Annotated in this window: 32 protein-coding genes and 1 tRNA gene; 8 read left to right on the forward strand and 25 right to left on the reverse strand. The window is 37.3% G+C overall.

The window, feature by feature from the left end:
* Nucleotides 1–12: 12 nt before the first annotated feature.
* Nucleotides 13–657, reverse strand: coding sequence for a monofunctional biosynthetic peptidoglycan transglycosylase (gene mtgA, locus N4G44_RS12735; protein ID WP_260543971.1), 645 nt, complete (start codon nucleotides 655–657; stop codon nucleotides 13–15).
* 41 nt (nucleotides 658–698) lie between these two features.
* Nucleotides 699–1745 (reverse strand): ABC transporter substrate-binding protein, encoded by a 1047-nt coding sequence (locus tag N4G44_RS12740; protein WP_474927413.1) that lies wholly within the window; start codon nucleotides 1743–1745, stop codon nucleotides 699–701.
* A 59-nt stretch (nucleotides 1746–1804) separates the two neighbouring features.
* On the opposite strand from N4G44_RS12740, the gene N4G44_RS12745 reads away from it, so the two are divergent.
* Nucleotides 1805–1878 (forward strand) — tRNA-Arg (locus N4G44_RS12745).
* A 408-nt stretch (nucleotides 1879–2286) separates the two neighbouring features.
* On the forward strand, nucleotides 2287–2748 hold the full coding sequence (locus tag N4G44_RS12750) for a Crp/Fnr family transcriptional regulator (RefSeq protein ID WP_474927414.1): 462 nt from the start codon (nucleotides 2287–2289) through the stop codon (nucleotides 2746–2748).
* On the opposite strand, the gene N4G44_RS12755 is transcribed toward N4G44_RS12750, so the two are convergent.
* From N4G44_RS12755 to N4G44_RS12815, 13 genes are all read right to left on the reverse strand, one after another.
* Entirely contained in the window at nucleotides 2749–3777 is a 1029-nt protein-coding gene (locus N4G44_RS12755) for an LLM class flavin-dependent oxidoreductase (RefSeq protein WP_474927416.1), read from the reverse strand. It abuts the gene before it with no gap.
* A 326-nt stretch (nucleotides 3778–4103) separates the two neighbouring features.
* On the reverse strand, nucleotides 4104–4748 hold the full coding sequence (locus tag N4G44_RS12760) for a response regulator (RefSeq protein ID WP_474927417.1): 645 nt from the start codon (nucleotides 4746–4748) through the stop codon (nucleotides 4104–4106).
* Nucleotides 4748–5482 (reverse strand): sensor histidine kinase, encoded by a 735-nt coding sequence (locus tag N4G44_RS12765; RefSeq protein ID WP_474927419.1) that lies wholly within the window; start codon nucleotides 5480–5482, stop codon nucleotides 4748–4750. The genes N4G44_RS12760 and N4G44_RS12765 overlap by 1 nt, the downstream gene beginning before the upstream one ends.
* Before the next feature lie 755 nt (nucleotides 5483–6237).
* On the reverse strand, nucleotides 6238–7671 hold the full coding sequence (locus N4G44_RS12770; protein ID WP_474927420.1) for a hypothetical protein: 1434 nt from the start codon (nucleotides 7669–7671) through the stop codon (nucleotides 6238–6240).
* Nucleotides 7672–7681: 10 nt separating this feature from the next.
* A complete protein-coding gene (locus tag N4G44_RS12775; RefSeq protein ID WP_474927421.1) occupies nucleotides 7682–8884 on the reverse strand; it encodes a hypothetical protein in 1203 nt (400 codons plus the stop codon).
* 56 nt (nucleotides 8885–8940) lie between these two features.
* Nucleotides 8941–10452, reverse strand: a complete 1512-nt coding sequence (locus tag N4G44_RS12780) for a hypothetical protein (protein ID WP_474927423.1) — start codon at nucleotides 10450–10452, stop codon at nucleotides 8941–8943.
* Nucleotides 10453–10478: 26 nt separating this feature from the next.
* Nucleotides 10479–11291 (reverse strand): fimbrial biogenesis chaperone, encoded by an 813-nt coding sequence (locus N4G44_RS12785; RefSeq protein ID WP_474927425.1) that lies wholly within the window; start codon nucleotides 11289–11291, stop codon nucleotides 10479–10481.
* A gap of 81 nt (nucleotides 11292–11372) precedes the next feature.
* Nucleotides 11373–11918, reverse strand: a complete 546-nt coding sequence (locus N4G44_RS12790) for a peptidoglycan-binding protein LysM (RefSeq protein ID WP_474927426.1) — start codon at nucleotides 11916–11918, stop codon at nucleotides 11373–11375.
* A 211-nt stretch (nucleotides 11919–12129) separates the two neighbouring features.
* Entirely contained in the window at nucleotides 12130–12675 is a 546-nt protein-coding gene (locus N4G44_RS12795; RefSeq protein ID WP_474927427.1) for a peptidoglycan-binding protein LysM, read from the reverse strand.
* Nucleotides 12676–12741: 66 nt separating this feature from the next.
* A complete protein-coding gene (locus N4G44_RS12800) occupies nucleotides 12742–13287 on the reverse strand; it encodes a peptidoglycan-binding protein LysM (RefSeq protein WP_474927429.1) in 546 nt (181 codons plus the stop codon).
* Between the two features lie 272 nt (nucleotides 13288–13559).
* Nucleotides 13560–14105 (reverse strand): peptidoglycan-binding protein LysM, encoded by a 546-nt coding sequence (locus tag N4G44_RS12805; RefSeq protein WP_474927430.1) that lies wholly within the window; start codon nucleotides 14103–14105, stop codon nucleotides 13560–13562.
* A 200-nt stretch (nucleotides 14106–14305) separates the two neighbouring features.
* Nucleotides 14306–14848 (reverse strand): peptidoglycan-binding protein LysM, encoded by a 543-nt coding sequence (locus N4G44_RS12810; protein WP_474927432.1) that lies wholly within the window; start codon nucleotides 14846–14848, stop codon nucleotides 14306–14308.
* Nucleotides 14849–15212: 364 nt separating this feature from the next.
* Nucleotides 15213–15740: an SRPBCC family protein gene (locus tag N4G44_RS12815; protein ID WP_474927434.1), complete on the reverse strand. Its 528-nt coding sequence runs from the start codon at nucleotides 15738–15740 to the stop codon at nucleotides 15213–15215.
* A 244-nt stretch (nucleotides 15741–15984) separates the two neighbouring features.
* Between N4G44_RS12815 and N4G44_RS12820 the strand changes: the two genes are divergently transcribed.
* The 5 genes from N4G44_RS12820 to N4G44_RS12840 all read left to right on the forward strand — a co-directional run bounded on the left by N4G44_RS12820 (nucleotide 15985) and on the right by N4G44_RS12840 (nucleotide 18610).
* Nucleotides 15985–16470: an AraC family ligand binding domain-containing protein gene (locus N4G44_RS12820; protein ID WP_474927436.1), complete on the forward strand. Its 486-nt coding sequence runs from the start codon at nucleotides 15985–15987 to the stop codon at nucleotides 16468–16470.
* Entirely contained in the window at nucleotides 16416–16910 is a 495-nt protein-coding gene (locus N4G44_RS12825; RefSeq protein WP_474927437.1) for a helix-turn-helix domain-containing protein, read from the forward strand. The genes N4G44_RS12820 and N4G44_RS12825 overlap by 55 nt, the downstream gene beginning before the upstream one ends.
* Nucleotides 16911–16976: 66 nt before the next feature.
* On the forward strand, nucleotides 16977–17663 hold the full coding sequence (locus N4G44_RS12830) for a hypothetical protein (protein WP_474927439.1): 687 nt from the start codon (nucleotides 16977–16979) through the stop codon (nucleotides 17661–17663).
* Nucleotides 17660–18028 carry a hypothetical protein gene (locus N4G44_RS12835; RefSeq protein ID WP_474927440.1) on the forward strand — a complete coding sequence of 123 codons (369 nt, stop codon included), beginning with the start codon at nucleotides 17660–17662 and terminating at the stop codon, nucleotides 18026–18028. Before N4G44_RS12830 ends, N4G44_RS12835 begins: the two co-directional genes overlap by 4 nt.
* 42 nt (nucleotides 18029–18070) lie before the next feature.
* Entirely contained in the window at nucleotides 18071–18610 is a 540-nt protein-coding gene (locus N4G44_RS12840; RefSeq protein ID WP_474927442.1) for a hypothetical protein, read from the forward strand.
* A gap of 236 nt (nucleotides 18611–18846) precedes the next feature.
* On the opposite strand, the gene N4G44_RS12845 is transcribed toward N4G44_RS12840, so the two are convergent.
* The 7 genes from N4G44_RS12845 to N4G44_RS12875 form a co-directional block, all read right to left on the reverse strand.
* Nucleotides 18847–20001 carry a serine hydrolase domain-containing protein gene (locus N4G44_RS12845; protein WP_474927443.1) on the reverse strand — a complete coding sequence of 385 codons (1155 nt, stop codon included), beginning with the start codon at nucleotides 19999–20001 and terminating at the stop codon, nucleotides 18847–18849.
* Nucleotides 20002–20111: 110 nt separating this feature from the next.
* Entirely contained in the window at nucleotides 20112–20351 is a 240-nt protein-coding gene (locus tag N4G44_RS12850; RefSeq protein WP_474927445.1) for a magnetosome magnetite crystal formation protein family, read from the reverse strand.
* The gene (locus N4G44_RS12855; RefSeq protein WP_474927447.1) at nucleotides 20341–20655 is read right to left on the reverse strand and encodes a helix-turn-helix domain-containing protein; all 315 of its coding nucleotides are present in this window, start codon (nucleotides 20653–20655) and stop codon (nucleotides 20341–20343) included. Before N4G44_RS12855 ends, N4G44_RS12850 begins: the two co-directional genes overlap by 11 nt.
* A 178-nt stretch (nucleotides 20656–20833) precedes the next feature.
* Nucleotides 20834–21928 (reverse strand): grasp-with-spasm system SPASM domain peptide maturase, encoded by a 1095-nt coding sequence (gwsS, locus tag N4G44_RS12860; RefSeq protein ID WP_474927448.1) that lies wholly within the window; start codon nucleotides 21926–21928, stop codon nucleotides 20834–20836.
* Between the two features lie 119 nt (nucleotides 21929–22047).
* The gene (locus N4G44_RS12865) at nucleotides 22048–22236 is read right to left on the reverse strand and encodes a hypothetical protein (protein ID WP_474927449.1); all 189 of its coding nucleotides are present in this window, start codon (nucleotides 22234–22236) and stop codon (nucleotides 22048–22050) included.
* Nucleotides 22205–23197 (reverse strand): grasp-with-spasm system ATP-grasp peptide maturase, encoded by a 993-nt coding sequence (gene gwsG / locus N4G44_RS12870; RefSeq protein WP_474927450.1) that lies wholly within the window; start codon nucleotides 23195–23197, stop codon nucleotides 22205–22207. Before gwsG ends, N4G44_RS12865 begins: the two co-directional genes overlap by 32 nt.
* A gap of 57 nt (nucleotides 23198–23254) precedes the next feature.
* Nucleotides 23255–23431: a hypothetical protein gene (locus N4G44_RS12875; RefSeq protein ID WP_474927452.1), complete on the reverse strand. Its 177-nt coding sequence runs from the start codon at nucleotides 23429–23431 to the stop codon at nucleotides 23255–23257.
* A gap of 243 nt (nucleotides 23432–23674) precedes the next feature.
* Between N4G44_RS12875 and N4G44_RS12880 the strand changes: the two genes are divergently transcribed.
* The gene (locus N4G44_RS12880) at nucleotides 23675–23896 is read left to right on the forward strand and encodes a helix-turn-helix transcriptional regulator (RefSeq protein WP_474927454.1); all 222 of its coding nucleotides are present in this window, start codon (nucleotides 23675–23677) and stop codon (nucleotides 23894–23896) included.
* A gap of 115 nt (nucleotides 23897–24011) precedes the next feature.
* Here the strand turns inward: N4G44_RS12880 and N4G44_RS12885 are convergent, their stop codons facing one another.
* From N4G44_RS12885 to N4G44_RS12895, 3 genes are all read right to left on the reverse strand, one after another.
* On the reverse strand, nucleotides 24012–24530 hold the full coding sequence (locus N4G44_RS12885) for a DUF2911 domain-containing protein (RefSeq protein ID WP_474927456.1): 519 nt from the start codon (nucleotides 24528–24530) through the stop codon (nucleotides 24012–24014).
* A 303-nt stretch (nucleotides 24531–24833) separates the two neighbouring features.
* Nucleotides 24834–25445, reverse strand: coding sequence for a DUF4142 domain-containing protein (locus N4G44_RS12890; RefSeq protein ID WP_474927457.1), 612 nt, complete (start codon nucleotides 25443–25445; stop codon nucleotides 24834–24836).
* Between the two features lie 125 nt (nucleotides 25446–25570).
* On the reverse strand, nucleotides 25571–26116 hold the full coding sequence (locus tag N4G44_RS12895; RefSeq protein WP_474927458.1) for a hypothetical protein: 546 nt from the start codon (nucleotides 26114–26116) through the stop codon (nucleotides 25571–25573).
* Nucleotides 26117–26281: the final 165 nt, after the last annotated feature.

Consider the following 26281-nt stretch of genomic DNA (forward strand, 5'->3'; position numbering starts at 1 on the left):
GGGACAAAGATACTATTTCAAACTCACATTCCTCATCTGTCTCATGATCCAATTGTGCTTCTTTCTCAGGTAAGGGGATGGATTTTTAGGATCGTATTTCTTGGGATTAGGCAATACAGCTGCAATCCAGGCCGCATCCGAAGCACTTAAATCTTTGGAAGATTTCCCAAAATAATACTGCGCCGCTGCCTCTACCCCGAATACACCCTGCCCCATTTCAATAGAGTTCAGATATCTTTCCAGAATGATATCCTTACTCCATACTTTTTCAATGATGAAAGTGTACACAGCCTCCAGACCTTTTCTGAACCAGCTTCTTCCCTGCCAAAGGAAAACATTCTTCGCCGTCTGCTGGGAAATGGTGCTTCCTCCACGGACTTTTTTTCCTTTTTCGTTATTCTTCATCGCTTTTTCAATGGCTGTATAATCGAACCCGTTATGGTTGAAGAATTTCTGATCTTCAGAGGCAATAACCGCTTTTTTTACATTATTTCCCATCTCATCATAAGAGATATAATCCCTGTGCAGCTTTCCAAACTCAAAAAGTCCTCCGATCTGCGTAATGGTAATAGGCGGATTGAAAAACCTGCCCCAAATAATAAAAAATACATTCAGAACAAGAACAATAAAAATGGCCTGCTTAATTTTTTTCCACATAATTTCTAAAAAGGACTACAAAAATAAACAATTCGCCTGAGTTATTGAAGTTCTTTCATATAGGTCAGCTGATATTCAGGAAGAAGTTCCGGATGAAAGATCTTGATATAGTCTTTCAGGATAAGGTCGGCTCTTACCGCACCACTTTCGAAAAAATCATTGGCTTTCTGCTTTTCTTTTCCGGCAATGGTATAAACCTTTCCTTTATTGAATACATTCAGCTTTCCATAAAAGGGATTGGTTCCCAGCATTTCTTTTTTTGAAGTGTGATTTCCGGCGTTCACCCAATACTGTACTCCGCCTGACTTGGCATATATTTCTTCAAAGCTCATGGTCAGGGATTTTTCTTCTTTATTGTCTTTCATGATGTAAGAAGCGTTGGCATCTGCAATATAGTTGGCAACGGATGTTTTACCGCCCGGCAGGTACCATACATCTCCATACATTTCATTGGCCAGCACCACAGGTTTATCTTTTGCTTTTAAAGCCAGCTGCTTCAGGCCATTATAGTTTTTTTCAATTTCGGTATATTTTGTTTCAGCTTCTTTCTCTTTTCCTAAAAATTCACCAAAAAGTTTGATATAAGCGGTTTTTTCAAGGGGAAGCTGCTCCATATATTCGTCCAGGAAAACCACCTGGATTCCATTATTTTTCAGAAGTTGATAAGCATTGTCGAAACTGGCAATATAGTTGGTAAAAACAGCATCAGGCTTCATGGAAATGATCTTTTCTATATCATATTTCTGTTCACTTCCTACGTTCTGAATTTTACCTTCTTTTAAAAGGTTCTGAATTTTCTCTGAATAAATATATTCCGGGCTTGAAACCCCGATGATCAGATTTTCGGCTCCCAGTTCAGAAATATATCCTGCCATGCTTGCATTTAAAAGGATTATTTTCTTAAACGGAGTCTGATTGGATTTAAAATTATAGGTGAAATTGCCGGATTTAAGTTCCAGAGTCCCGTCATGCTCTTTGAATTGAGTCCGATTTGAGATTTGGGTCCAGTCTGAGGACGAAATTTTTTGTTCTCTTTTACAGGAGATTAGCGCTATAACTGTAAATAAAAGTAAAATTCTCTGTTTCATCTTTCAAAGAAAGGAAAAAAGTGCTATATTTGCAAACCCTTAAACAACAAGGAAACAACGGGCTCGTGGCGCAACTGAATAGCGCATCTGATTACGGCTCAGAAGGTTACAGGTTTGAATCCTGTCGAGCTCACACAAAAAGCCAAATGGCGCCACTTTAAGACAAGTGGCGCCATTTCTAAATATACCATTCCTAAATTTTCTATTCTGAACTATCCAATATTTATTTCCTAACATCAGGGGACAAAAAGAAATGTAAGACTGTTCCTATTTAAATAATTCAGACGGTATTTCCAATATTTCTTTCATGATCAGAAATTACAATTAATAATCAATTTCCTAATATAGATTATTCTTAACCATCTTGATTGTAATGATAACTTTCAGTATATTTATATTTGCATCAGGTAAAATAACAACGAATGTATGACACTTTAATTGAATACATCAATTCACGGGTCTCAAGACCTTTAGCAGCTAATGAAATTAACATTATAAAAAATAATTTTGTTCCTTATAAACTCAGAAGACGGGAATTTTTTTGCATGAAGGGGATGTAAGTATTTATATGGGATTTCTTGCTAAGGGTTCCATGAAAAAATACAGTACAGATACTAAAGGTACCGAACATATCATAAGTCTTTATATTGAAGGCTGGTGGGTAGGTGATCGTGAAAGTTTTTCAAAACAATCACCCTCTTCCTTCAATATTGAGGCATGTGAAGATACTGATTTATTGGTCTTAACAAAACAAGCCGGAGAAGAAGTATTCACACTTCCTATCATGAATGAACTTACCCGTCATTTGGACCAAAATTATTCCTTCGCCACTCAGAAAAGAATCAATGCTGCCATAAGTATGACAGCAGAAGAGCGATATAATATGCTCATTGATAGTTATCCTGAATTTTCGCAGCGATTTCCCCAGCACCTGATTGCATCATATTTAGGTATTACACAGGAAACGCTTAGCAGAATTCGATCCCGAGCGGTCAAAAAATAATCAGGCCTTATTGACAATAGGAATTACCTTTGTCCCGATTAATTCAATGGCCCTAAGTATATCATTTTTACTCAGTCCGGGATTATCCATCTGAAATGTAAATCTTGATATACCGCCTAGCGCCTCACTGTGTCGTAGAATCTTTTCTGCAACTTCTTCCGGATCGCCAATAACATAAGCTCCGGTAGGATCAGCCTGAATTTCAAACATATCCCGTGTAGGAGCAGCCCATCCTCTCTCCTTTCCAATTTTACCCATCATTTTCTGATAACCGGGAAAATAGATATCCTTTGCTGTTGCCATTGTATCCGCCACAAAGCCCAGCGAATGCAATCCTACTTTAAGCTTTTCCCGAGGATGTCCGGCTTTTTCTCCGGCTTCATAATATAAGTCTATCAATGGACGAAAACGATGCGTTTCGCCTCCGATAACAGCCACCATTAATGGAAGTCCCAGGATTCCGGCCCGTATAAAAGATCGTGGAGTACCTCCTACTCCTATCCAAACTGGCAATTGTTCCTGTACCGGTCTCGGGTATATTGCTTGCTGTTTCAGTTCAGGACGGAATTTCCCGCTCCAGGTTACAGTTTCATTATCACGGATTTCAAGAAGCAATTTAATTTTCTCTTCGAAAAGAGCATCATAGTCCTGGGTATTAAATCCAAATAAAGGAAATGCATCAATAAATGATCCTCTTCCGGCTACAATCTCAGCCCGACCTTTGGAAATAATATCCAATGTTGCATATTCCTGAAATACTCTTACAGGATCAGCTGCACTAAGTACCGTAACAGCACTTGTAAGCCGAATATTCTTAGTTCTTGCCGCCGCTGCTGCCAATATTACTGCCGGGGACTCATCCAAAAATTCTTTGCGGTGATGCTCTCCCAGCCCAAAGACATGTAATCCGGCCTGATCTGCAAACTCTATCTTTGATAACAAATTTTCGATAGCTTCAATATTTTCCTCTGGGCGCAATAAGCCATCATATGCACCGGTAGCAATGAAGCTATCTATTCCTATTTCCATTCCAATTGATTTTGTATTATGAAATTTCCCTTATGTAATTATGATCAAATTTCCATTTTTTAAAGCTTTAAAACGATGATCTATATCAAGAAAAGTTTGGTGCGATATGGCTAAACATTTTGCTGCCTCTAACGAACGGTTCACCAAAAGCCCAACGGCGCCAACTAAAAACAGTTGGCGCATTTTATTTAATATGAGCGGAGAGATATACGAAATACAGAATCGATTTGTAATTTACCCTAAGCGAAATATAGGAATATCCGTATTGACCAATACCAGCTTCAATGAAGCAGGAGAAATTCCAAAAAAGTAATTGAATAGAATATTTACTGATTATACAGCCTGAGAATTTCCACCAATTCGGGTACGGATCGTATTTTCAGCTTCTCAAACAACCTGTTCTTGTAAGTGCTGATCGTCGATGAATGGAGATTCAGCTGATTAGAAATTTCTTTGAGGGGCAGACCTTCTGCAAGTTTATTGGCAATTTGCAATTCGCGGTCTGACAGTGTTTCAATAGGAGAATTTTTTGCTGCACCGGTTAATGATTCTAAAAAAATCGCTTCTTTTATATTATCACTGATATACCGGCCCTTGCTGAGCATCGCCGTTAAAGCAGTCTCGATGACTTCAGTGGAGCTTAACTTGCTGAGATAGCCACCAGCACCCATTTTTAGATAACGCATTCCATACAGCTCTTCATCCTGCGAAGAAAATATCAGAGTTTTTAATTCAGGTTGGTGAATTTTTATGTAGTCTATTGCTTCCTGAACAGTACCATTAGGCATATTGACGTCCATGATGGCCAGGTCAAATTCCTCTTTCTGAATTAATTTGTACAGCGATTTATAATCTTCGACCTCTGAAATGGCGGCATCGGGAATTAATCGCTTGATTGTTTGGATTAACCCCATCCGGACGATACCATGATCATCTGCCACAACGATACGAATGTTTGCTTTTAAACCCATTATTCTATAAATTTATGTAAAGAAAGGGAAACCGTGGTACCTTTATTTTCAGCGGAAATGATTTGGATGTTTCCATGCAGCAAGGATATAAAATTTTTTACAATTTTCAAACTTAATCCAACTCCTTTCTCGCCCGCAGTCCCCAGGAATACGGGATTATCATAAGTGTAGACCGCAGGTAAATACTTTTCATGTATTCCCGTTCCGAAATCAGTTACAGAAAGCACAACCTGATCGCCTTCTGTAATTTCCTGTAAATAAATATCTTGCCCCGGAAAGGAGTATTTTACCGCATTGTTAAAAATTTTGTCTAAAACGTATTCGAGCAACAGCCGATCGCTTGTAAGAAATGCATTGTGATCTCCTTTAAAATAAAACTTAATGTTTTTTTCTTTTAATCTGGCAGCGTATTTTTCTTCTAAATAGTGAAAAAGATCTATCACCATGATTTTAACGGGCTTAATGCTGAATTCCCCGTATTGTGTTTTTAGCCAGGCAATGCTGTCCTGGATTGTTTGCAGATTCTTCCGGGCATCGTTTTTTACCTGTGGCAACAACTTAAGAAAATCTTCCTCACTTATGGTCTTTTGCTCCAGCTCTTCTATAAGCCATAGAAAGTTTCCAAACAATTCTTTTGAGTCATGAGACAATATCGAGATCAGTCCGTTCTTGAAATTGACTTCGTTTTCCAGTCTTTCGATTTTTAATTGCAGTTCATTGTCAAAATCATTCATAAATTCAGTATCATGGTTTTAGAATCTGTTTGAATTATTTTTTTGAAAAAAGGCAGAAAAGGTTATATTGTTTAAAATCAAATAAAAACATATCGTTCAGACCTTTCTTCCAGGAGCTGGCAAGTTATAAAAAATATCATATTAGTAAAAAGAAAAATTAAACAGGATTTACCTGAAATGATAAATCCCCTGTTTTCTTTAACTAAAAACAGATTTGTGTGGCATAATATTCCGACAATCTTCCACCCTGGTAAACGATTTACTGATATTATCATCAATGGGTAAAGATGGAACATAGACAATATCAAGAGATAACTGATCAAACGATACAAAATAAGAATGACAGCCTGAAGCGTCAATAATTGATAGCCAGACCACCAAAATACATGATAAGTACTGAAAATATAGGAGTTGATGGAGAAAAACCCATCAAGGAAGAAAACGTTTCTATAGAGATTCTTCAGGAAATCTTTGGACAGTTTTGTGTTTTGGGCCAATTGCTATGATGGAACCACAGCCGTAAAACATTGTATAAAATCTACTCAGAAAACTAATTATTGGAAGGCAAACAGCTTATTGATGCCGATGGATTGTGAAGGAACTTTTCGCCAGCAAATGAAAACAAAAGATGAGATCGAAGTGGAAATAGCTAAAATCCAGATTGCACAAAAAGCCAAAGTTGACATTCATTTTTTGGAATACATTTACTTTATCAATACCCTGCTAATCAGGGAATGCTATTGCAGAAAATATTGTTAAATAGCCGTAAAGCTATAATAAACATTGATAGAGTAAGTGGTATTTTCCTTTCCCACCAGACTTTGGGCACCCGCAGGTGGTATGGTGTATCTTACGTTAAGTCCCCTGTCTAAAACCGGTGTTCCGTTAAAAAGTATTTTTTGGGGAGTTTTGGATAAGGGCACATTTACAGAACTTCCATCCACGCCAATTTGTAATATGTTGGAATTGATGTCGGTCTGCAGGCCGCCTTTCTTGAAATAATTTTCGTCTGATTTTACATAGAGCTCAAAATTTTCATTATTGGACAACATAATCTGGTTGGGGACCATTTGTGACTGACCATCGGTGTAATGGGCAGCGGTATTAAAATTGAAGTTTACATTTCGCCCGGAACTGGGAATGGTGATCTCCGACAGAGGGAGCACTTTTACCTGAACAGCCGTATTTTGCAAGCTGTTAATTGAGTTATCTGTACTTCTGGCATTGAGGTTCAATTCAAAAGTATACGTTCCGGCCTCAAAAAAATAGTTTTTAAAATCTTCCGCAGACACATGAAGCTCTGGAATGAAGCTGTTTCTGTTTCCCGATACAACACTGAAATTGGCAGCAGAAAAATTCTGAAAATCGGAGGATAAGGCTTTGGTTGTGAGGGCAGATCCGTTACTCCCTAATTTAATGCTTGCTATATTTCTGGTCCCCGGAACACCTTTAGAAGAAGTGAACTGAACAGTTGCGGAAGCAGCTTTCGCCCAAAAATTAAAATCGACCGTATTTGCGATTTCCGTATTCCCCAGATCCCACACCCGCGTACTTGTATTGCGGTAGTCATTCAAAGAAGATATTTCTATGTATTTTGTTAAAGAGCTTGTGATCCATCGTATCGATGAAGGAATCACTAAAATTGTTTTAAAATTATGTGGCGTGAAGTCATTATAATTCTGAGTGATGTCCATGGAGTAATTCCCGGCCCGGAAGGCATTGGCAGTAAATTGTGCGGCAGGAATTTTAAATGTAAAATTGATATTTCCCCGGTTGAATCCTCCCCCGAGACTGGTGGATGGCGGTTCAAACCATTTTATAGCGCTTGTACTGAAAGACTGAAAACCTGGTAAATAACCTGTTAGTCCGGTATATGGCAGCTGCCCGCCCATACTTTCCAACTGCCAAAGAAGAATGGAACCGGGTAAAGTAAGTGAGGAGGAAGAATGAGTAAAATTTGGTCCGGAAACAGAGGTAAATGTAGGAGCTGTTGGGAGTAATCCCAAAAAGGCATAATCCCAGTTGGTTCTGTTGGTGTTCGTCATTACCCTTGTAGGTACTGAGGTAAATTCGCTCCTGTTAAAAATATTATTTTCAGGAACCGACAGGTACACATCCTGAGCTTTCGTTGCTACAGACCCGCAGAACACGGTAAAAATTCCTATTAGAAAAGTCCTCATCGTTTTCATACTTTTAAATTTAAAACTTTTTCACCTTAATGGTGGTGTCTTTCTTCTTATATTCAAAAACTACGGTTTTTGAGTAACCTTCCTTCGTCACCTGAATAGTTTGGGTAGGTTGTGTATAGCTGTATTTATCATTTTCAATATAGAGGTCATATTTTCCATCTTTCAGGAAGAACTCAAACTCATTTTTCTGGTTAACCACGGCAGTATAGATCGTGCCATCTTCACTTTTTGCATACACCACGATTCCTGTTACATCCGTTTCCACTGTATCGTAGGCTTGTTTGATCTCTGTTAATTTCCCGCTTACCCTGATATTTTTTACCAAGCCCACTTTGCGGCTGATATTGTTATGCACCATAATGACAGGATCCATCATCAACCGGGAACCCGCACTTTCGTTCACTTTCAGGGTGTAAGTACCTTCGGGCACATTCTGAAAAACTACTTTTCCATTCTTATCCGTCATCGCTACATAATTGTCAAGTTTTACAATTTCATTAGCAAGTACCGGTTCGCCGGACTCCAGAAGTCCATTGGAATTTTTATCTTCAAAGAACTGGAAAGCCACTTTATGATTTCCGAAAGCCGTAGCTGTGGTAAAATATTTTTTAATCCCCACTTTGAACTGGTAATAACTGCCACTGCTTGCATATTCAGCTGTAGATTTATAACCGGAAAGATTAAAATAGCCTGTGGTGGACCAGGAAGGCGAAATCTTGTATTCCAGATTACCGGTGATATTGCTGTTTAAATTTTTATAAAGCTCCGAATAGAAAGTTCCTGCTGAAAAAGATCCGGTCAGATTATGATTAAGCATCTGGAAATTATACGAGGCATATACATTGTAGTTGGCAAAATTACGGTCTGCATTGTAATAAGAAGTTAAATCGAAGACATTGGTTACGTTCCATTGGGCTGTTCCGTTGAGAGAGAATGATTTATACCTGTACGATAAAGTTGTTTTCAGACTGTTGAACCAGTCCGGTTTATTGTTCTCTTTTGAATAAGAATATTCTGCCGTCAGGTTCAATCCGTGGGCACCTAATGTAGTGCTGATGTTGGCTTCCAACCGGTATGAAAAAAGTTCCTGCGATGTGTAAAAATTAGCTGTTTTTTGCTTTTCAACCTTTGGAGACAATAGAAAATTCCACTTCTTTAAAGAAAACTGATACCCTAATCCCAAAGCTTCTGTGCTGTTGAAATAATAACGCAAATTAGCGTTGTTCCCAGACTGGATTGGCTCACTCTGGAAACTCAGGAACTCAGGCTCTACCTGCGAATTCTGATATTGTATAAAAGCGCGCTGAGAACCAGAAAACTGGCGGCCGATGCGCTGATTTGAGAAAAAGATCCCCTTTTAATCCCTGCATAACTTTTGGTAGCAAAGGAATTAACAGACTGAATATCCCATTTCCCTATTTTCCCATCGTAATTGGCTCCCATTGAAGCTCCTGAATTTTCATCTTTGTTCGAAAGGCCTTTTTCGTGGCTCAGGCCCAACTCAGTGCGGATGGTGTGTTGATCGTTAATTAATAAAGAGGTTACCGCGTTTGCTACCTGCGTATCTACGTTAAAGCGCGGATCATGGTCGAATAGGTAGGACACTTTTCCTTTAAAAGATTTAGCATTCCCAAAACCATATTTTGCCCCCACCATGGTAGATCCTTTTGTTTGTTGAAAATAAGTACCATACAAGTTATAATTATTTTCCAGGGCAAGAATTTCAATCTGATTATTTTCACCAAATTTGGTAGAAACTTTCCCTCCTCTACCGAAAACCGGATAATCGTAATCGTTGCTATTAACATTTCCAACCCGTAATACCGTATTTTTTCTCTCCAGTTCCAGCCAGGTATCATACAGGTTATAACGGCCGTCCAGATAGTAATCCGCACCAATATTGAAGCGTGATTTAAGATTTTCAGTTATCCGGAACGCTGTGTTTCCCCTCAACTGAAGAAAATTGAAACCTGAGCTGTTTTCATTATAGCTGATTTCCGCAAAATTACTTCCGCTCACGGCTTCGTTTCCTCGGGCAATTTGTCTGTTGTGCGACAAAACGACTAAGTAGAGCGTGTTGCTTCCTACGATTTTATTATCAAGCAGGTCTGTGACGATGGCATTAATATTAAATTCCGGATAAAGTGTATTCTGTTTTCTGACCGCAATTCTGATCTCAACCGTTTGTTTTTCTAAACCTTCCAGAGTTACGGTTTGCTGTTTGGGCATCATTTCCAAGCCATCAGGAATGGATTGCAAATCAATCCTAACGGTTCGTTTACTATACCCTTGATTTTCTACAGTCAGCAGAATTGAGGATTCGGGCACGGCAGGGTTAATGAAATTTTCGTAGGTAGCCGTATAAATTGCAATATTTTTGTTCTCGCCTTTAGCAACGACAAACGAGGCGCTTTCAGTTCTGGTGGCCGTTGGAGTGGCATACGAAACCTGAAATTGGATCTCATTGGATCTCAGTTTCATAAAATCCACGTTGGCGATCATTTTCACAGGAAGATTTTTAGACTGGCCCGCACCTAAGGTAAAGTCATTTTGGGGATAGAAAAGCAATCCCGGATATTTTTCCTGGGGTATGATATTCTGAATGGTAATCTCTTCAGAACTTTTATTTTCAATGACCAGGAAATTAGTAAAAGTAGAACCCTTCTCAACAGCTACACTGTCATTTTCAAAATGGATTCGGATATCCTTCTTTTCCTGCGCAAAGGCCAACGAGAAGTGCAGAAAAACAAATACAAAAAATAAGATTGTTCTTCTTAGCACTGATATCGATATTCCATTCTGTGGTTTCAAGACTTAATTTTAAAATTTAAAGTTTTTTCTCCTACACGTAAATCATTGGATTCTGCCATTTTGATAATAACTACGCCAAGGAAGTTCCCTGAAATGTTCTCCGGTAAAGAAAATTGAACGACCTGATTGGTATCCGGAAGCATGGAGATGGCAATTGCGGGTAATTTTATTTCCTTACCACTGTCTTTGTCGGTGAGTTCAAACTCAACGGTAGCATCATTAATAGTGTTTCCATCATTATGGATGCTTACTGCAACTTTTCTGTTCGCTGCATTCTCACTATTCACCTCTGAAATATTGGTAATATCCAGACTTTTCACATGGTTTCCCGGTGGCGTATAAAAGATGTGAAGCCCCACCTCAAATAAGGTGATAATACCAATACCATTCTGAATACGCGCCTTATCTGCCTGCTGAGGAAGCTGGGTGAAAAACAACATGCTGTTCGTAACGGCAGACTTTGATGCGTTTGCCGGAATCTGCATGGTTACTACAATCTCCTTTGTACTTTTCGCAGGAACTGTTACCGTATTTTCTAAGGTGGATACCCAGGAAGCATTGGAAGTTTTTGAACTGCCTGCTTCAAGATAAACCTTATTTCCGTCTTCTTCTCTAACCCAATCTTTATAGTTGAGATTAAAAACATAATCCTTATCCGAGCTGTTTTGAAGCGTGACTGTCTTTGTTACTTTTTCTCCCGGATTACCTGTAAAAAACAAGCGTGTAGGCGACATTGAGATACTCTGTGCCAGAAGTGAAGAAGAACCTGTTAAGATCAAGAAAATAAAAAGGTGAATAAACTTGTGCATGGTGTAAATAGTTTAATAATAAAAGATTCCCAAAACTACTGAAAACGCAGCAAAAGGAACCTTTACAGACTAAAAATTTTATTACAAAGCAGTCGCCGTATAAGTTACTGATTGCGTGTAAGTTCCGGCCGGTTTACCTAAAATATCAGAAGATGATGATTTTGCAGCTGGAATTGTGTAGTCCAGATTCAGTGTTAATGCGCTTCCAAGAGGAGCATTGGATACTAAAGTCTGATCCGTTGCAGATAAAACTACAGCGCTTTTTGTTCCGCCCATTGTTCCGGCTGCTGTAGCTGCTTTGATAGTCAAAACATTGACAGGGATCAGGTTGGTTCCATTCATAAAATTAGCACCTCCTGCTTTTACTTTAACATTAAAGTTCTTCGTGGAAGTAACTTTTAAAGAGTTGGCTTTAGTAATCGTCTGATCAGAGTTATAGTCTGCTGCAGTAACATAGTTGAAATCAACTGTATTACCAATTGCTGTACTTCCTGCGTCGATAGAGATGACATCGTTCAGAGTAATGTTTACCGTTGTGGTTGCAGTTGTATTTTGAGCTTGAGCATTGTTAGTTCCTAATACGATGGCTCCAAAAGTTAAGGCTGCGATTACGATTTGTTTTTTCATGATGATAATATTTAATTGTTATTCTTATTTAATTGTTTGCTCTCTTTGAACACTACAAATCTACAGCGATGATAAAAGTTTCTTTGTAGTGGAAAACGGAAGTTCATGTAGTAAAATCACTACACGGTTTACTCATTCGGCTTAAATAGAAAAACCCTCAATACCTGGAAAGTGTTGAGGGCGCATATATATTGATGTGTTTTTTTATTTTTTATAAAGCAGTCGCTGTATAAGTTACCGTTTGCGTGTAAGTTCCGGCCGGTTTACCTAAAATATCAGAGGATGATGATTTTGCCGCTGGAATGGTATAGTCCAGATTAAGTGTTAATGCACTTCCAAGCGGAGCATTGGCTACTAAAGTTCTTTCTCCTGGGGATAAAACCACATCGTTTTTGGTTCCGCCCATGTTTCCGGGAGCTTCTGCAACCTTGATTGTCAAAACATCTACAGGGATTGAGTTTGAACCATTGACGAAATGCGGTCCTCCTGCTTTTACCTTTATATTAAAATTCTTAGTCGAGGTAACTTTTAAAGAGTTGGCTTTGGTAATCGTCTGATCAGAGTTATAGTCTGCTGCAGTAACATAGTTAAAGGCAACTATACCACCTATTGCTGTACTTCCTGCATCTATAGAGATCACATCGTTCAGGGTAATGTTTACAGCTGTGGTTGCGGCTGTATTTTGAGCCTGAACATTATTAGTTCCCAATATAACTACTCCAAAAGTTAAGGCTGTGATGGCGATTTGTTTTGTCATGGCAGTAAGATTTAATTATTATTCTTGTTTAATTGTTCTCTTTTGAACATTACAAATCTACAGTTGCTACAAAGCAGTTGCAGTATACGTTACTGTTTGTGTATAAGTTCCGGCCGGCTTACCTAAAATATCAGAAGATGATGATTTTGCCGCTGGAATGGTGTAATCCAGGTTCAATGTTAATGCACTTCCAAGAGGAGCATTGGATACTAAAGTCTGATCCGTTGCAGATAAAACTACAGCACTTTTTGTTCCACCCATTGTTCCGGCAGCGGTAGCAGCTTTGATAGTCAGAACATTGACAGGGATCAGGTTGGTTCCATTCATAAAATTAGCACCACCCGCTTTTACTTTAACATTAAAGTTCTTTGTAGAAGTAACTTTTAAAGAGTTGGCTTTGGTAATCGTCTGGTCAGAGTTATAGTCTGCTGCTGTAACATAGTTGAAATCAACCGTATTACCAATGGCTGTACTTCCTGCATCGATAGAGATGACATCGTTAAGGGTAATGTTTACGGTTGTAGTTGCGGTTGTATTTTGAGCTTGAACATTGTTAGTTCCTAATATGATTGCTCCAATAGTTAAGGCTGAGATTAAGATTAGTTTTTTCATGATAGTAATATTTAAATTTTATTTTTACTTAATTGTTATCTTTTGTATACTGCAAATTTATAGCAGCGATAAAAGTTTCTTTGTAGTGGAAAATGGAAATTCATGTAGTAAAATCACTACACGGTTTATCATTTTTTGACTTAAATAGTAAAGCCCTGTTATTTCTATTATAAAGCTGTCGTAATATTACAATACATACAAAAATCAAAGGCCTCCCTGAGGAAGCCTTCGAAACACCAAATCACAAAATATTAATATGAAAAATAATTGACTTATAAAGCTGTTGCCGTATAAGTTACTGTTTGCGTATAAGTTCCGGCCGGTTTACCTAAAATATCAGAAGATGATGATTTTGCTGCTGGAATAGTGTAATCCAGGTTCAATGTTAATGCACTTCCAAGCGGAGCATTGGCTACTAAGGTTTGATCCGTTGCAGATAAAACTACAGCGGTTTTTGTTCCGCCCATTGTTCCCGCTGCTGTAGAAGGTTTGATTGTTAAAACATTGACAGGAATCAGGTTGGTTCCATTCATAAAATTAGCACCTCCTGCTTTTACTTTAACATTAAAGCTTTTCGTTGAAGTAACTTTTAAAGAGTTGGCTTTACTAACCGTTTGATCAGAATTATAATCTGATGCAGTAACGTAGTTAAAGTCAACTGTATTACCAATAGCTGTACTTCCTGCATCGATAGAGATGACATCGTTAAGGGTAATGTTTACGGTTGTGGTTGCTGTAGTATTTTGAGCTTGAACATTGTTAGTTCCTAATATGATTGCTCCAATAGTTAAGGCTGGGATTAAGATTAGTTTTTTCATGATAGTAATATTTAAATTTTATTTTTACTTAATTGTTATCTTTTGTATACTGCAAATTTATAGCAGCGATAAAAGTTTCTTTGTAGTGGAAAATGGAAGTTCATGTAGTAAAATCACTACACGGTTTATTCATATGATCAATAAAAAAGCCCTCAATATTTTTATATTGAGGGCTTTTCTTTCTAAAAATTGATATTTACTTACAATGCGGTGGCAGTATAAGTTATTTTTTGGGTGTAAGTTCCCTGTGGTTTTCCCAGAAGTACCCTGGATGCATTTTCCGCCGAAATTGAGTAGGCAATATTTAAAGACTGTTTGGTACCTGAACCTGCATTACTCACCAGCACCTGATCAGTTGTAGATAAAGTAACCTCATTCAGGCTACCCACCAAACTTCCGCCCGGTATTGCTTTTACCTGTAATACATCTACAGGAATTACGTTCGCGCCGCTTACAAAGTGTGCCCCTTCAGATTTTACTTTTACATCAAAATTTTTGGAGGAAATAATGACTAAACTGTTGGGAACGGTCACATTTTTTGACGAATTATAGTCTTTGGTACTCCCGTAATTAAAATCCACAGTGCCTTCTGAAGCACCAGAGCCAATATCCATTGCAATAACGTCCGATAAAATAATATTTACTGATGTGCTCAACTGATCCGAATTTTGTGCCATAACCTGTTTGGTTCCTAAGGCGATTGCTCCCAGAGACAGTGCAGCGATAAAGATTTGGTTTTTCATAATTAATAAATTTAAAGAGGTGTAATAAAATGTTGTGATTCAGGAACTAATTATAAATCTAATAACATTATATGACATCACCAAAGAATTTCTCATTAATGATTAAGTATCATCATGTAAAATTTATAAATATTTCAATATGTCAGAGAAAAACACAACTTAAATAGTATTTAATCACTTAAAAATAGTATCTCTCTTCTAATAAATGATTTACAGAAAAAACAAATGGACACTTTATCTATGAACAGCATTTTTACAATGAACCAATCAGAATATTGAAAGTTAAATGCTCTATTATATCACTATGGTTACACAACAATTATGATAACCTTAAGTATTTTATTTGCAAATTAAATTTGTATTTCTATTTTTTCTCTGCTCTCGCTTTAAGATTCTTTAGCCAGATTTGTAGTGAACTTTCCAAACCTTTTTGAAATGTACTCCTCAATAGGGACACTAACCATCCTTCCATGCTTTCTTCAACCTTTACTGTAGTTTTTCCATTGTTCTCAACAAATGACCAGTTGTGTATCGCAAATGCTCCGAAAGCTTTACCCGTCCAACCGATTTTACGTCCCGGACGTACAGTATGCAAAGTAGAATGAATTGTCAAGCCTCCACTTTTCCAGTCAAAAGAGCTTCCTTTTTCGAATGGCCCGTTTAGTTTGGTATCTTTAACATCACTATGCCAATCGGTCCAATGATCGATATCACTCATAATCTGATACACTTTTTGCGCAGGAGCATTTATTGTAATTTCCTGATAGGTTTTCACAGGGGCTTCCTTATTAACAGATTCTGATACATTGTATGAGGTTAATATTTCTATGCAAGTAATTATTATCGCAATAATACCTGCTATTAAAAGAAAACTATACACTAACTTTTTCATTTTGATTATTTTTAAGATTATTAATTATTTGAAAAACTTTAAGTGATCATGAACAAACTGCCCGAAGTCAAGCGCCGGCTTTTTCATAAAAACTGTTTTTTTATTACCACAAAATTCGGTTTACCAGAGGAGCTAAAATTGTAAGAAAACGAAGACAGTCTTGAGTACAGGAAGGAAAATTAAGTCAAAAAAAGGCCAATCAGCTGTTCAGATGGTAGCTAACCGGCATATGATTATGCAAGGCATGCACAAAATTTGTACTTTTAACCTATCCATTATATATTATAAAGAAATTCTAAAAGATGGCATCGATCCCCCAATTAAGACCTATCATTTTCTGCCCTTTAAATATGGTTCGGAGCTGTTATTGGATCTTGGCCGTATTGAAACTCTGAAAAATTATGTATTAGACAGCACATTGCATCAACTTAGTTTTTACGAAATTATTTTCGTCAGGGAAGGATCCGGAACATTGGCTTTGGATGAGAATAAAGTGTCAATTCACCCGCGAACCATAATTTTTACCAGTCCCGGAAAGGTTCGCCGATGGGAAATTGAGGAGGAGGTAAAAGGCTACACGCTGTTCTTTGAAAAAGATTTTCTCCATCTTTTTTTTCAGATGAGTTTTTTCTGTATCGTTTTCAGTACTTTCATCAGTTTTCGCATCCCGCTGAAATGCAGACTGATGAAACATCATTCGGAAAATGCCTGCAACTTTTACAGGAAATAGAACAGGAGTTCGGACAGATCCGGAATGACAGTAATCATATGATCAGGTCACTTCTATATCAGCTGCTTATCATACTCAACCGTTATTATGCCGGTGTTTACCAGGTCCCGGGCGATACCTATGTACATGCAGATTTCTATAGATTCAGGTCGCTGCTGGAAAAAAGATTCTTACAGGACCAGACCGTTGAGGCCTACACCAGAATGCTAAACATAAGCCCCGGATTCCTCAATAAGATATGCAGGCAGTTCAGCGGATTGTCAGCACAACAAATGATTCATCACAAGCTGGTTTCGGAAATAAAGAAACAGCTGCACCAGAATAAATCCGCAAAAGAGATTTGCTATGAATTGGGATTCTCTGATCCGTCCAATTTCAATCGTTTCTTTAAAAAATTTGCTAATGTCACGCCCCAGCAATACCGAAAGAGTATAAAATGACAACTTTAAAGATAAAATGACCTTTTTGCAGGGGATGAATGTTTCTAATTTTACAAAAAAAAGAAAATGATAAAATCTGCAACCCTTGGTCTTTTATTCTGCCTGATGAATCTGTTTTGGATAAAAGCAGAGCAATTATATATTAATCCCCGGACCGGTAATGACACCAATTCCGGAACAAAGATCCAGCCTTTAAAGAACCTTTCGGAGGCGGCCAGACGCGTCAACCTAAACAAAGAGAAGGGAGAAACAACGATTATCCTTTCAGAAGGTATTCATATTTTAACTCAAACCGTGCTATTTAACAATGATAAGTACAGCTTTACCAATCGCCTTATCATTCGCGCCGAAATTATGCCGGATGATGCAGACTGGGCACCCAGTAAAATGCCGGTCGTAATAACAGCTGCACCCCTTGAGCCTGGTATAGGAGGAGAGGAAGCTAAAGGTATACAACCCGAGGTAAGCCACGTCACCATTGAAGGCCTGCGGTTTACAGGCAGCCCTGATTATACTTATCTCGACAGTAATAATTTACGTCGCTCCTACCCCATATGGCGTGACGGAAAAAACCTGGATGACCTTCTGGTAACCCAATGTCTGTTCGCCGGAAATGTGGATGTATTGCCGTTACACGTGGGTGTCATCGCAAATGGCTATGGTCTGGTTATCGATCATTGTGTGTTTTTCAACTGTAAAATTCCTGTTGTCTTCTGGAAAAACGATGGAAAAAAGGCAGCCGCAGTGCCATGAGACATTCTTTGGTCTATGGCGGCTATTTCTGCGGAGTGTGGACCACACAGGGTACCAATGGAGATGATTTCGATTTTCATCATAACATCATCGCCAATACCAGTACCATATGGATAAGGGAAAAAGGAAGTACACGAAAGTATAAGGCTTCTGACTGTATTTTTGTCAATTATAATAAGCTGGCAGGCTATGGAAGCGGTCCCTTAAGTGACAGTAATGCCACCTCAACAGATTTTCTGGAAATGAAAAACGTACAGACCACAGGAAATGTTATCATTGAAAAAGATCAGAGTAAACGCAATTACCTGCAATTGGCGGACGGTTCGGAAGGTTCAAAATTAAATGCGGGACTTTTTAAAAAATGAATTCTATAAATACAGATCATAAACCTATGGGTATTAAATAACATGAAAAATATAAGAATAATTTTGCTTCTCTTCCTTTTTGCCGTAGAAAGTGTATACAGCCAAAGAATCAATTTAGACGAACACCATCTTATGCCCAATAAGGTTTATATGAAAATCGATAATTTGCAGGGTAAAAATATTGTTAGGGTCGTAAAAGATTCTACTGTGAAAGAAGCAGATGAACCTACGTTTGTACGGGTAAAGAACACTAATTTTAAAAATGGCATTATAGAGGTAGAAGTTCTAAGCAGACTTCTCCCCACGGCTTCTCCAACGGACCGTGGGTTTATCGGATTGGCATTCAGAATCAACGATACGAATTCCAGATTTGAATCCATTTATATACGTCCAACGAATGGCAGAGCCGAAGATCAGGTAAGACGCAATCACTCCATTCAATATTTTTCTTTTCCAGATTATAAATATGAGCGTTTAAGAAAAGAGAATCCCGGGAAGTATGAGTCATATGCCGATATGGGTTTGAATGAATGGATCAAGATGAAAATTGAAGTAGCAGGCAGCCAGGCAAAACTTTTTTAAACAAAGATAAACATCCTTCACTTATTGTGACTGATCTCAGGCAAGGAGCAGATGGATCCGGGGCTGTAGGTTTATTTGTTGATGCAGGCACAGACGGCTATTTCCGCAATCTGAAAATTACCTCATCAAACTGATGCAAAAGACGAAAAAGCTTTATATGCGTAAATCAACATCAGTGTTGTTATCTAAGTTCCGCCAAAACTGTATCATAGAACTATGAAATACCACTTCTACTCCTAATTGTCCAAATGTCCAAGCCATCTCAGTGGTGAATATATATCCCCGATACAGAGCTTTAAGATCTCCGCATTGTTCTTTTCAAAGTTCTCACTGTTGCTGAGGATAATGACGGCTGTTCCGTTTTCAGGAAATGCCACAGCATAATTCTGGTTAGCTTCACCGTGTCCGGTATGGAAGAAAGCGTGACCAAAAGGTGAGTCGAACAGCCCTATTCCTAATCCCCAGGCAAGACGAATCGCATCATTCTCAGTGGTGATACTGTCTTTCAAAGGTCCGAATCCTCTCCTGCTCTTTACCATGATCTGTGGCTTCAGCATCTCAAGATAAGCTTTACCGGATAAGCCTTTCTTCTTCATCAGGTTGATCACAAAATTTGCATAATCATTTGCTGTGGTAGACATTGAACCAGCGGCCCTGCTGCTTTCCCTCCTTTCCGAACCGTATTTCTTCCCATCTTTGAAATAAGCATTGGAGAAATTATCTTCAAATCTGTTTTCCCAAATCATGCTCGTATGTCTCATCTGCAGGGGTCCGAAAACTTCTTCCCTTGCAATATCTTCAAGTTTCTTTCCCGTATATTCCTCTATCATAAATCCCAAGAGATTAATCCCTTCATTGGAGTAATAGAACTTTTCGCCCGGTTTAGCGATAAGGTTGACTTTATTACCATACAAATGCCGGAGAACCGGAAGCCCGGAACTATGACTCAGGAGCATCCTGGGGGTGATCCGATTGAAGGATTCGGATTCTTCTGCCAGGTCTTTCCATTTCGCATAGTCTCCTATCGGTTTTTTCAGATATTTGTAAACAGGCTGATCGAGGCTGAATACTCCTTGATCTACCAGACGCATAAAGATATAAGCAGCAACAGGCTTTGTTAGTGAGGCTGCGTACATCACGGTACTGTCATTAAGCTTCTTACCGTTTTCAATGTCCTTATAGCCGAAGCTTGATGAATAGATCACCTTATTGTGGTTGACAACAGCGATCTGCAAACCGGCAATCTTAGCACTATCGACCAATCGCGACAAGCGCTGCTGCAGAACATGAGAATCGATTGTTTTTCCGTTAAGGTGTCTGATCTTGATATTTTTTTGAGCAATTAAAGGTAATATCCAGATTAAGAATACAAGAGTGAAGAATTGTTTCATGAGGAAAAGATTTGTCACAAATTTAGCGGCAAATCACAATAACTTATTACGACTCTTCTATGACATGTTAACGCCATTTGGCTCTGGAAGAGGCTTTCAGAGAGTTTATTTCAAAAACAGGTAGGCCAAAGGATAGAAGCTCTCTTTTTGTTGATGCTCCTGAAAATATTTATTATACACATGACGAGTGTATAAAGATAGATGATCAGCACCAACGGAAATCCAACGGAAAATACAAAGATCATTAATAAAACCGCCGGTATAAAAAGAAGAGACATTGTGATCTGAAAATTAACGACTGATTTCCCTTCGAGGTCGTAAGCCAGGGATTCATCTTTTTTAAAAACCATAAAAGTCCTGGAAGAATAATGTTAAAAACAGGAAAAAAAGCCCGATGAGCGCTAAAATATGGAAAACCGGTTTTATTTTATCTCCGTTTTTGATTTCCGGAGATTCTGATAACGGTTCATTGATCGTGAGTTTTTCAGTGTCCACTTCAAGTGCGTCCGCAAGCATCTTTAGTGTGGAGGGATGTGCTTCCACTTTTCCGGTTTCGATGCGCTGTATCGTTCTTATACTCACCCCTGAAACATCTGCAAGCTGCTGCTGGCTCAGTCCTTTTTTACGTCTGTAATCTGCTAATTTCGAATTCATGGTTTCACAAAAATATGCAAATATTGCTTATGAAACAGCTAATCCAATATCAATCCTAACGTAACTTACAACCTTATGGCTGCCGCTATAAGATCACTACATCAAATACTGAACAGAAAAAGTTTTGGCATCAGATTGTTGCAAAATGAGAAGTTTTTCTCAATGATTCTGTATTATTTTATCTTACCAAATCCTGCATTCCGTAATAATTGATTGCTTTTTCTTTAAGCGGATTAGTACTCCATTCTTCCCATTCCCCTGTGTATGGATTATATCCGCATTTTAAAGGTTTTGAAGTATCTAAGCCTTCAGAATCAGTATGGGTTCTTTCTGTATAAGCTCTGCAATCTGTACAGATATACCGGAATTCACAATCTTTGCAAACTTCTATGCTGTCTTTGGTCAGGTTCCAGTATTTTTTGAAATCAGGCTGGGATAATGCTTCTTCTAAGGGAGTATCTTTAATATTCCCAAAGCTTTGAGGCATGGAAGGACAGTTTCTAATGTTACCTTCGGAATCTATGGAAATCTTTTTGTGGAGACAGGAGTTTTGGCTGTTGGATAAAGTATAGGTTTCGAGATTGGAATTAAAATATTTTGAAGAAATCAATCCGCAGCTTTTTTTATTTATAATTTTATCTTCAACATAAATGATCATTCTGTTCAAATATTTATCATGTTTAGTTTCATTACATCCAAAATAAATCAATCTGAAAATTTTATCATTTGAGTTGATAATGTTCTTATTGATTAATCTGTTTTCTAATTTCATTTTATAAGGCAAAATTATTTCAATACCTTTTAAAGTGGTTGCAGATAGGCTATTCAAAAAATTAAAAAACAGATTTAAATCAATTGTATCATAACATCTGATTTGTAATTGCTTTACCCGGTTTGTATCAATAAATTTGGCAATCTGAACTGAATTTTCAAGAAAAAAAGACTCTTTGCTTAGATCAATTATCATACTGGAAATTGATTCGGCAACCTTATAATTTAAATTTAAAGGAATGAGTTCTTTTATGATTTGGGTATCTATAAACCCTATTTCATTGGCCAATAAAAAATTTAAATAATCTTTTAAGTGTTCTTCATTTTCCTTTCCATAGCTTTCATAAATTTCTTCAATGGAAAAATTGGGAAACTCTTCAGTAAGTAAAGTATATAGAGAATTTGGAATCAGGTAATAATTATTTCTTTGTACATCGCAAATTATACTTCTTGTATGCCCATAATTTACCAGGCAACAAGCAAATCTATTAAAATAAGTCATCTTATATTATCATCTAAAGGATAGGAGATTGGTTTTGAAAGATATTCCAGTATTTCTTTTCTAAAATTAATTCCCATACAAGAAGTTGGAAATAAAACCCATAATATTATTTTTTACAATTAACTGATGATTTTAGATATCACTATTCTGGAGCCTTCCACAACATAACCTCTCGTCTGATACAATTCTGAATGAGAATACATCATTGCCGGAACATCACCCATTTTTTTATCTGATAATTCTTTTTGTATATTCCAGTAAGGAAGAGGAAGCTTTTTATTTTTTAATTTCGTTGTTATTTTCTTCATAATTTTTCAATATATATAATGCCATTTGTTCTTCCAGATGATAATTACATGGTTTGGAAACCATTCCAAACTGCCCTACAGGATTTATTTCAAGAAAATAATACTCTTCATCTTTTGAAACGATCATATCTATCGAGCAAGTTTTCAGATTTAATTCTTTAACTAATTCTTTTAAACTTGATTCTATATTTACCGGCAGTTGATAAGGTACATTTCTGTTGCTTTTCTTAAAATTATAGTTTCTAAAATCGACTTTGGTTTTATGATCGTTCTGAGAAAATATAGCCATAGAATAAAAAACATCGTCTATATAGAATATTCTAAGCTCAAATTTTTTATCTATTTTACTTTGAAGTTTGGTAGGAAAAATATGGCCCTCTTTTTTTATTTCCTTTACTTCGCTTGTATACATCATATAATGAGAATCATCATCAAAAAGCGTTACAGCATCGCTTATGGGCTTTGTAATCAGACTTTTATCTGTTGCTAATTGGTTAATGATCTCTATTTTGTTGGTTATGTAAGTGTCTGGAATTTTCAGACCATGTTTTTCAGCAAGTTTAAGCGTTTTCAGTTTATTTAAACTTTCACTGTATTTATTGATCCAGACTGAATCCTCTAAAAACGATTCTAAAAACCTATATATTGTTCCTAATTCGGATAATAAATGGTTTTCCAGGGTTTTGTTATTATGAAATTCATCAAAAATTTTGGGTTCAATATTTAAAGAATCCTGATCAAAAGTGCGTCTGAACCAAATCGTATGTACAATCTGATTATCTATTTTCTGATCATTAAAATTAAATTCGGAATTGGAGATGTCAATATAAAAGTCTTTATTTAGTAAATCATCACCATTTATTCTAACGATTACTTCATTGTCTTTTTTGTAATGGTACAACCAATTCAAAACATCATCTGTTGTATTCTCACCGTAATTTTTACTAAAAATAATTATCATAATGTCAATCTTAAAATTAGGCTATTTGCAATAAATACAAATAGCCTATTTTATTTTCTATCCTGGGTTTACATCTGTTTGAACAGTGTCAGTAACATAATATGTTCCGTTATAGGTATTGCCAGGTCCATAAGTATAAGGGTCAAAACCTGTTACTGGATCTAGTGGCCCTCCTCCTTTTACTTTTTGCATTTTAAATTTTTTCAGCTTTAAGCTTTCTAACTTCTTTTTCATAAAAATAATTTTTAAAATTTAATAACAATTTTCGTCATACAAACCCTGACGTGGGCTGATGCTGATCAGCGTTTTTTATTTTGTACTGTACACATACAAAAAGACACTTTTCGGTGTCATGTTTTTCAAATGTATCAAACATAATTCACACAAAAAAGCAAAAATTATAGCTTTTTATAGCCTTTATTTTTGTATTAAAAAAAATATTCTATACTTTCGTTTCACTATATTTTTCACAGAACCATGAACAAGAAGTTAATCGCTGTACGAAAAGCAAGAAAAATTACCCAGGCAGATATTGCCACTTACCTTAAAATAAGCCAGACCCAGTATCAGAAAAGAGAAACAGGAAAAATTAAAATTTCGGATCAGGAATGGAAAGATATTGCCAGGCTGCTGGATGTTCCTGTAGAAGAAATTTTTGAAGAATGCCCCAATCAATATCTGGTATTACAAAAAAAATAGAGATCTTAAAACTGGAACTAAAAGCACTAAGTTCGAAGAAGAAATAGCCGGATAATCATTTTGATACCATAAAAAAATCCCGCATTAACGGGATTTTAGTTTATCATACTTTAGTTTACTTTATCTCTACAGGAACTGAGATTTTATCCCAATCCATTGTGAATCCGTTATTGTTTATTTTATACACTAAAGTTTCCTGTCTGGTTGGTAAAGCTTTTGTTTTTACATCGACGCGTAAAGCATCTTTCGCTTCTTCGTATTTAAAAGCACCCCATTGTTTTGGCTCTTTATTAAAAATGGCTGTCCAGGTTCCGGATTCTTTAGGGATCAGGAAAAAGCTGTATTTACCTGCAGGCAGTGGCTTACCCTGAACGGTAATGTCTTTATCCGTTTCGAAAGTAGTTGCTTCATTGGCACCCGCACGCCAAACTTTATTATAAGCTTCTAAACCGCCCCATATGGTACGCCCTTTTACAGAAGGGCTGCTATAGGCTATGGTAATGGTGGCATCTTTAATTTTTCCTGTAGCAGTGGCCGGAGGGCTGGCAGGTTTTTTAGTTTCCTGTGCAAAGGCATTCAGGGAGATGGTCATGGTTGCAACAAGGACGGCAGCAGATTTAATGATGGTTTTCATACTATTTTTGTTGTTTGTTGTTTGTTGTTTGTTGTTTGTTGTTTGTTTACGAATTTACTGCTTTTGACTTATAAAACAGTCAACCGGCTGCCGAAAATATAATGAATGCCGCTACCCTCATCTTATCCTGAATTGGTATCAGCCCTCTCCTTTTTTATATAATCAAAAGGATTTAAAATTGCAGTCATCATAAATTAAAAAGCCACTGCTTTGCAATGGCTTTATATGGTAAAAATGAAACAGAGGATGCATTATCCGTTGTTCACATTTTTTTCATAGAAATTACTGTTATATTCTATCCTACTATTTTATGGCAGCTTTTGCTTTTTCTGATTCCATTAAATGATGTTGTAAAGTTGGCAGTGTACTGCTTGCAAAGGATTTCAATGACGTTTCTTTACCTTCGGCAGCTTCTTTTTTGAACTCTTCAATATCTTTTTTATGATCACTCACCATAAGGTCAGTATAGCTACGATCAAATTCTGCTTCTTTTTTAGCTTTCAGATCGTCGTATTCTTTCTGTTTTTCAGCGTCTAAACCGGTAGGCAAAGTATACCCTATGGCAGATGCCCATTTTTTAAGCTCATCGTTGGCTTTGCTATGATCTTTAACCATCATTGCACCTAGTGCTTTTACTTTGGCATTGGAAGCATTGGTTGCAGCAAGCTGTCCCATCATTACTTCCATCAATCCGCCACGAGCGACAGCGTCTGCAAATTTTTTATCCTGATCACTTAAAGAATTTGTTGCATTTGCAGTATCCGGCATTGTAGCAGAATCACTGGTTTTCTTAGCAGAATCAACCGGAGTTGCTATTTCAGCACTATCAGTATTCCGATCAACAGCCGTCGTTTCATTTTTTTTGCATGCCACGATAGCAGCAATTGCTAAAAGGGCTAAAATTGAATTTTTCATAAATATAATTTAAATGGTTAATGTAAAATTGCATATAATATTATACCCCGCTGTGATTACAACAATTTATTTGCCAAAATTATAACAGATGTACTTTTCTCTACCCTTTTACCTCTTAACTCAGCTTAATCAACTGAATTGGTTTCAGCCCTCTCCTTTTCTCTCCTTCTCTGAAGAATAAGATGTGCCGCATCCAGCATTTTAATCGTATGAATGTAGGGCATAACGATGTTGCTTTCCGGCAGATTTTCATAGACACCCATTGAAAAATAGACGATTCCGGACATAAAATAATCAAATTCTTTGAGGGTGTATTCCCTGAATGCTTTTTTGAAAACCAGCAGAGGATTCCGGTATTCCTTCTCCGAAAGCAAGCCAAGAGCCCAAGGGGAAATCTTCTCCGGCCGGGTATCAACCGTCCATTTTCTGTCCTTCAGCATGATGAGATAGCCTGCCCGGATCAACGACCTCATCGACTGATGAAACTGGAAGATCACCGCCGGATCTTCATGGATCCAGCTATTTCTCTTGACTGCATAATTCATAATGTTGCTGAGCCTTTCTTTGGAAGCATCCAGCTCATTGAACTGAAAGAAAGTTTCTATCAGCTGCAACCCGGAGCGCTTGCCTTCCCAAAGCCGGGTATCAAAATCTGTTTTTATCTTTTTCATGCGTTTGTATCTTTTATTGTTGAAATTTTTCTTAACCATTAAGATTTTTTAAGCGATTAAGACCCATTAAGATCATAGCTGAAGCTATTTATTCAGCGAAATGCTTTACCCATCTTTGATGGATCTTAATTTATCTTAATATCTTCATTTACCTTAATGGTTTAA

The sequence above is a fragment of the Chryseobacterium sp. GTID13 genome, assembly GCF_056172655.1.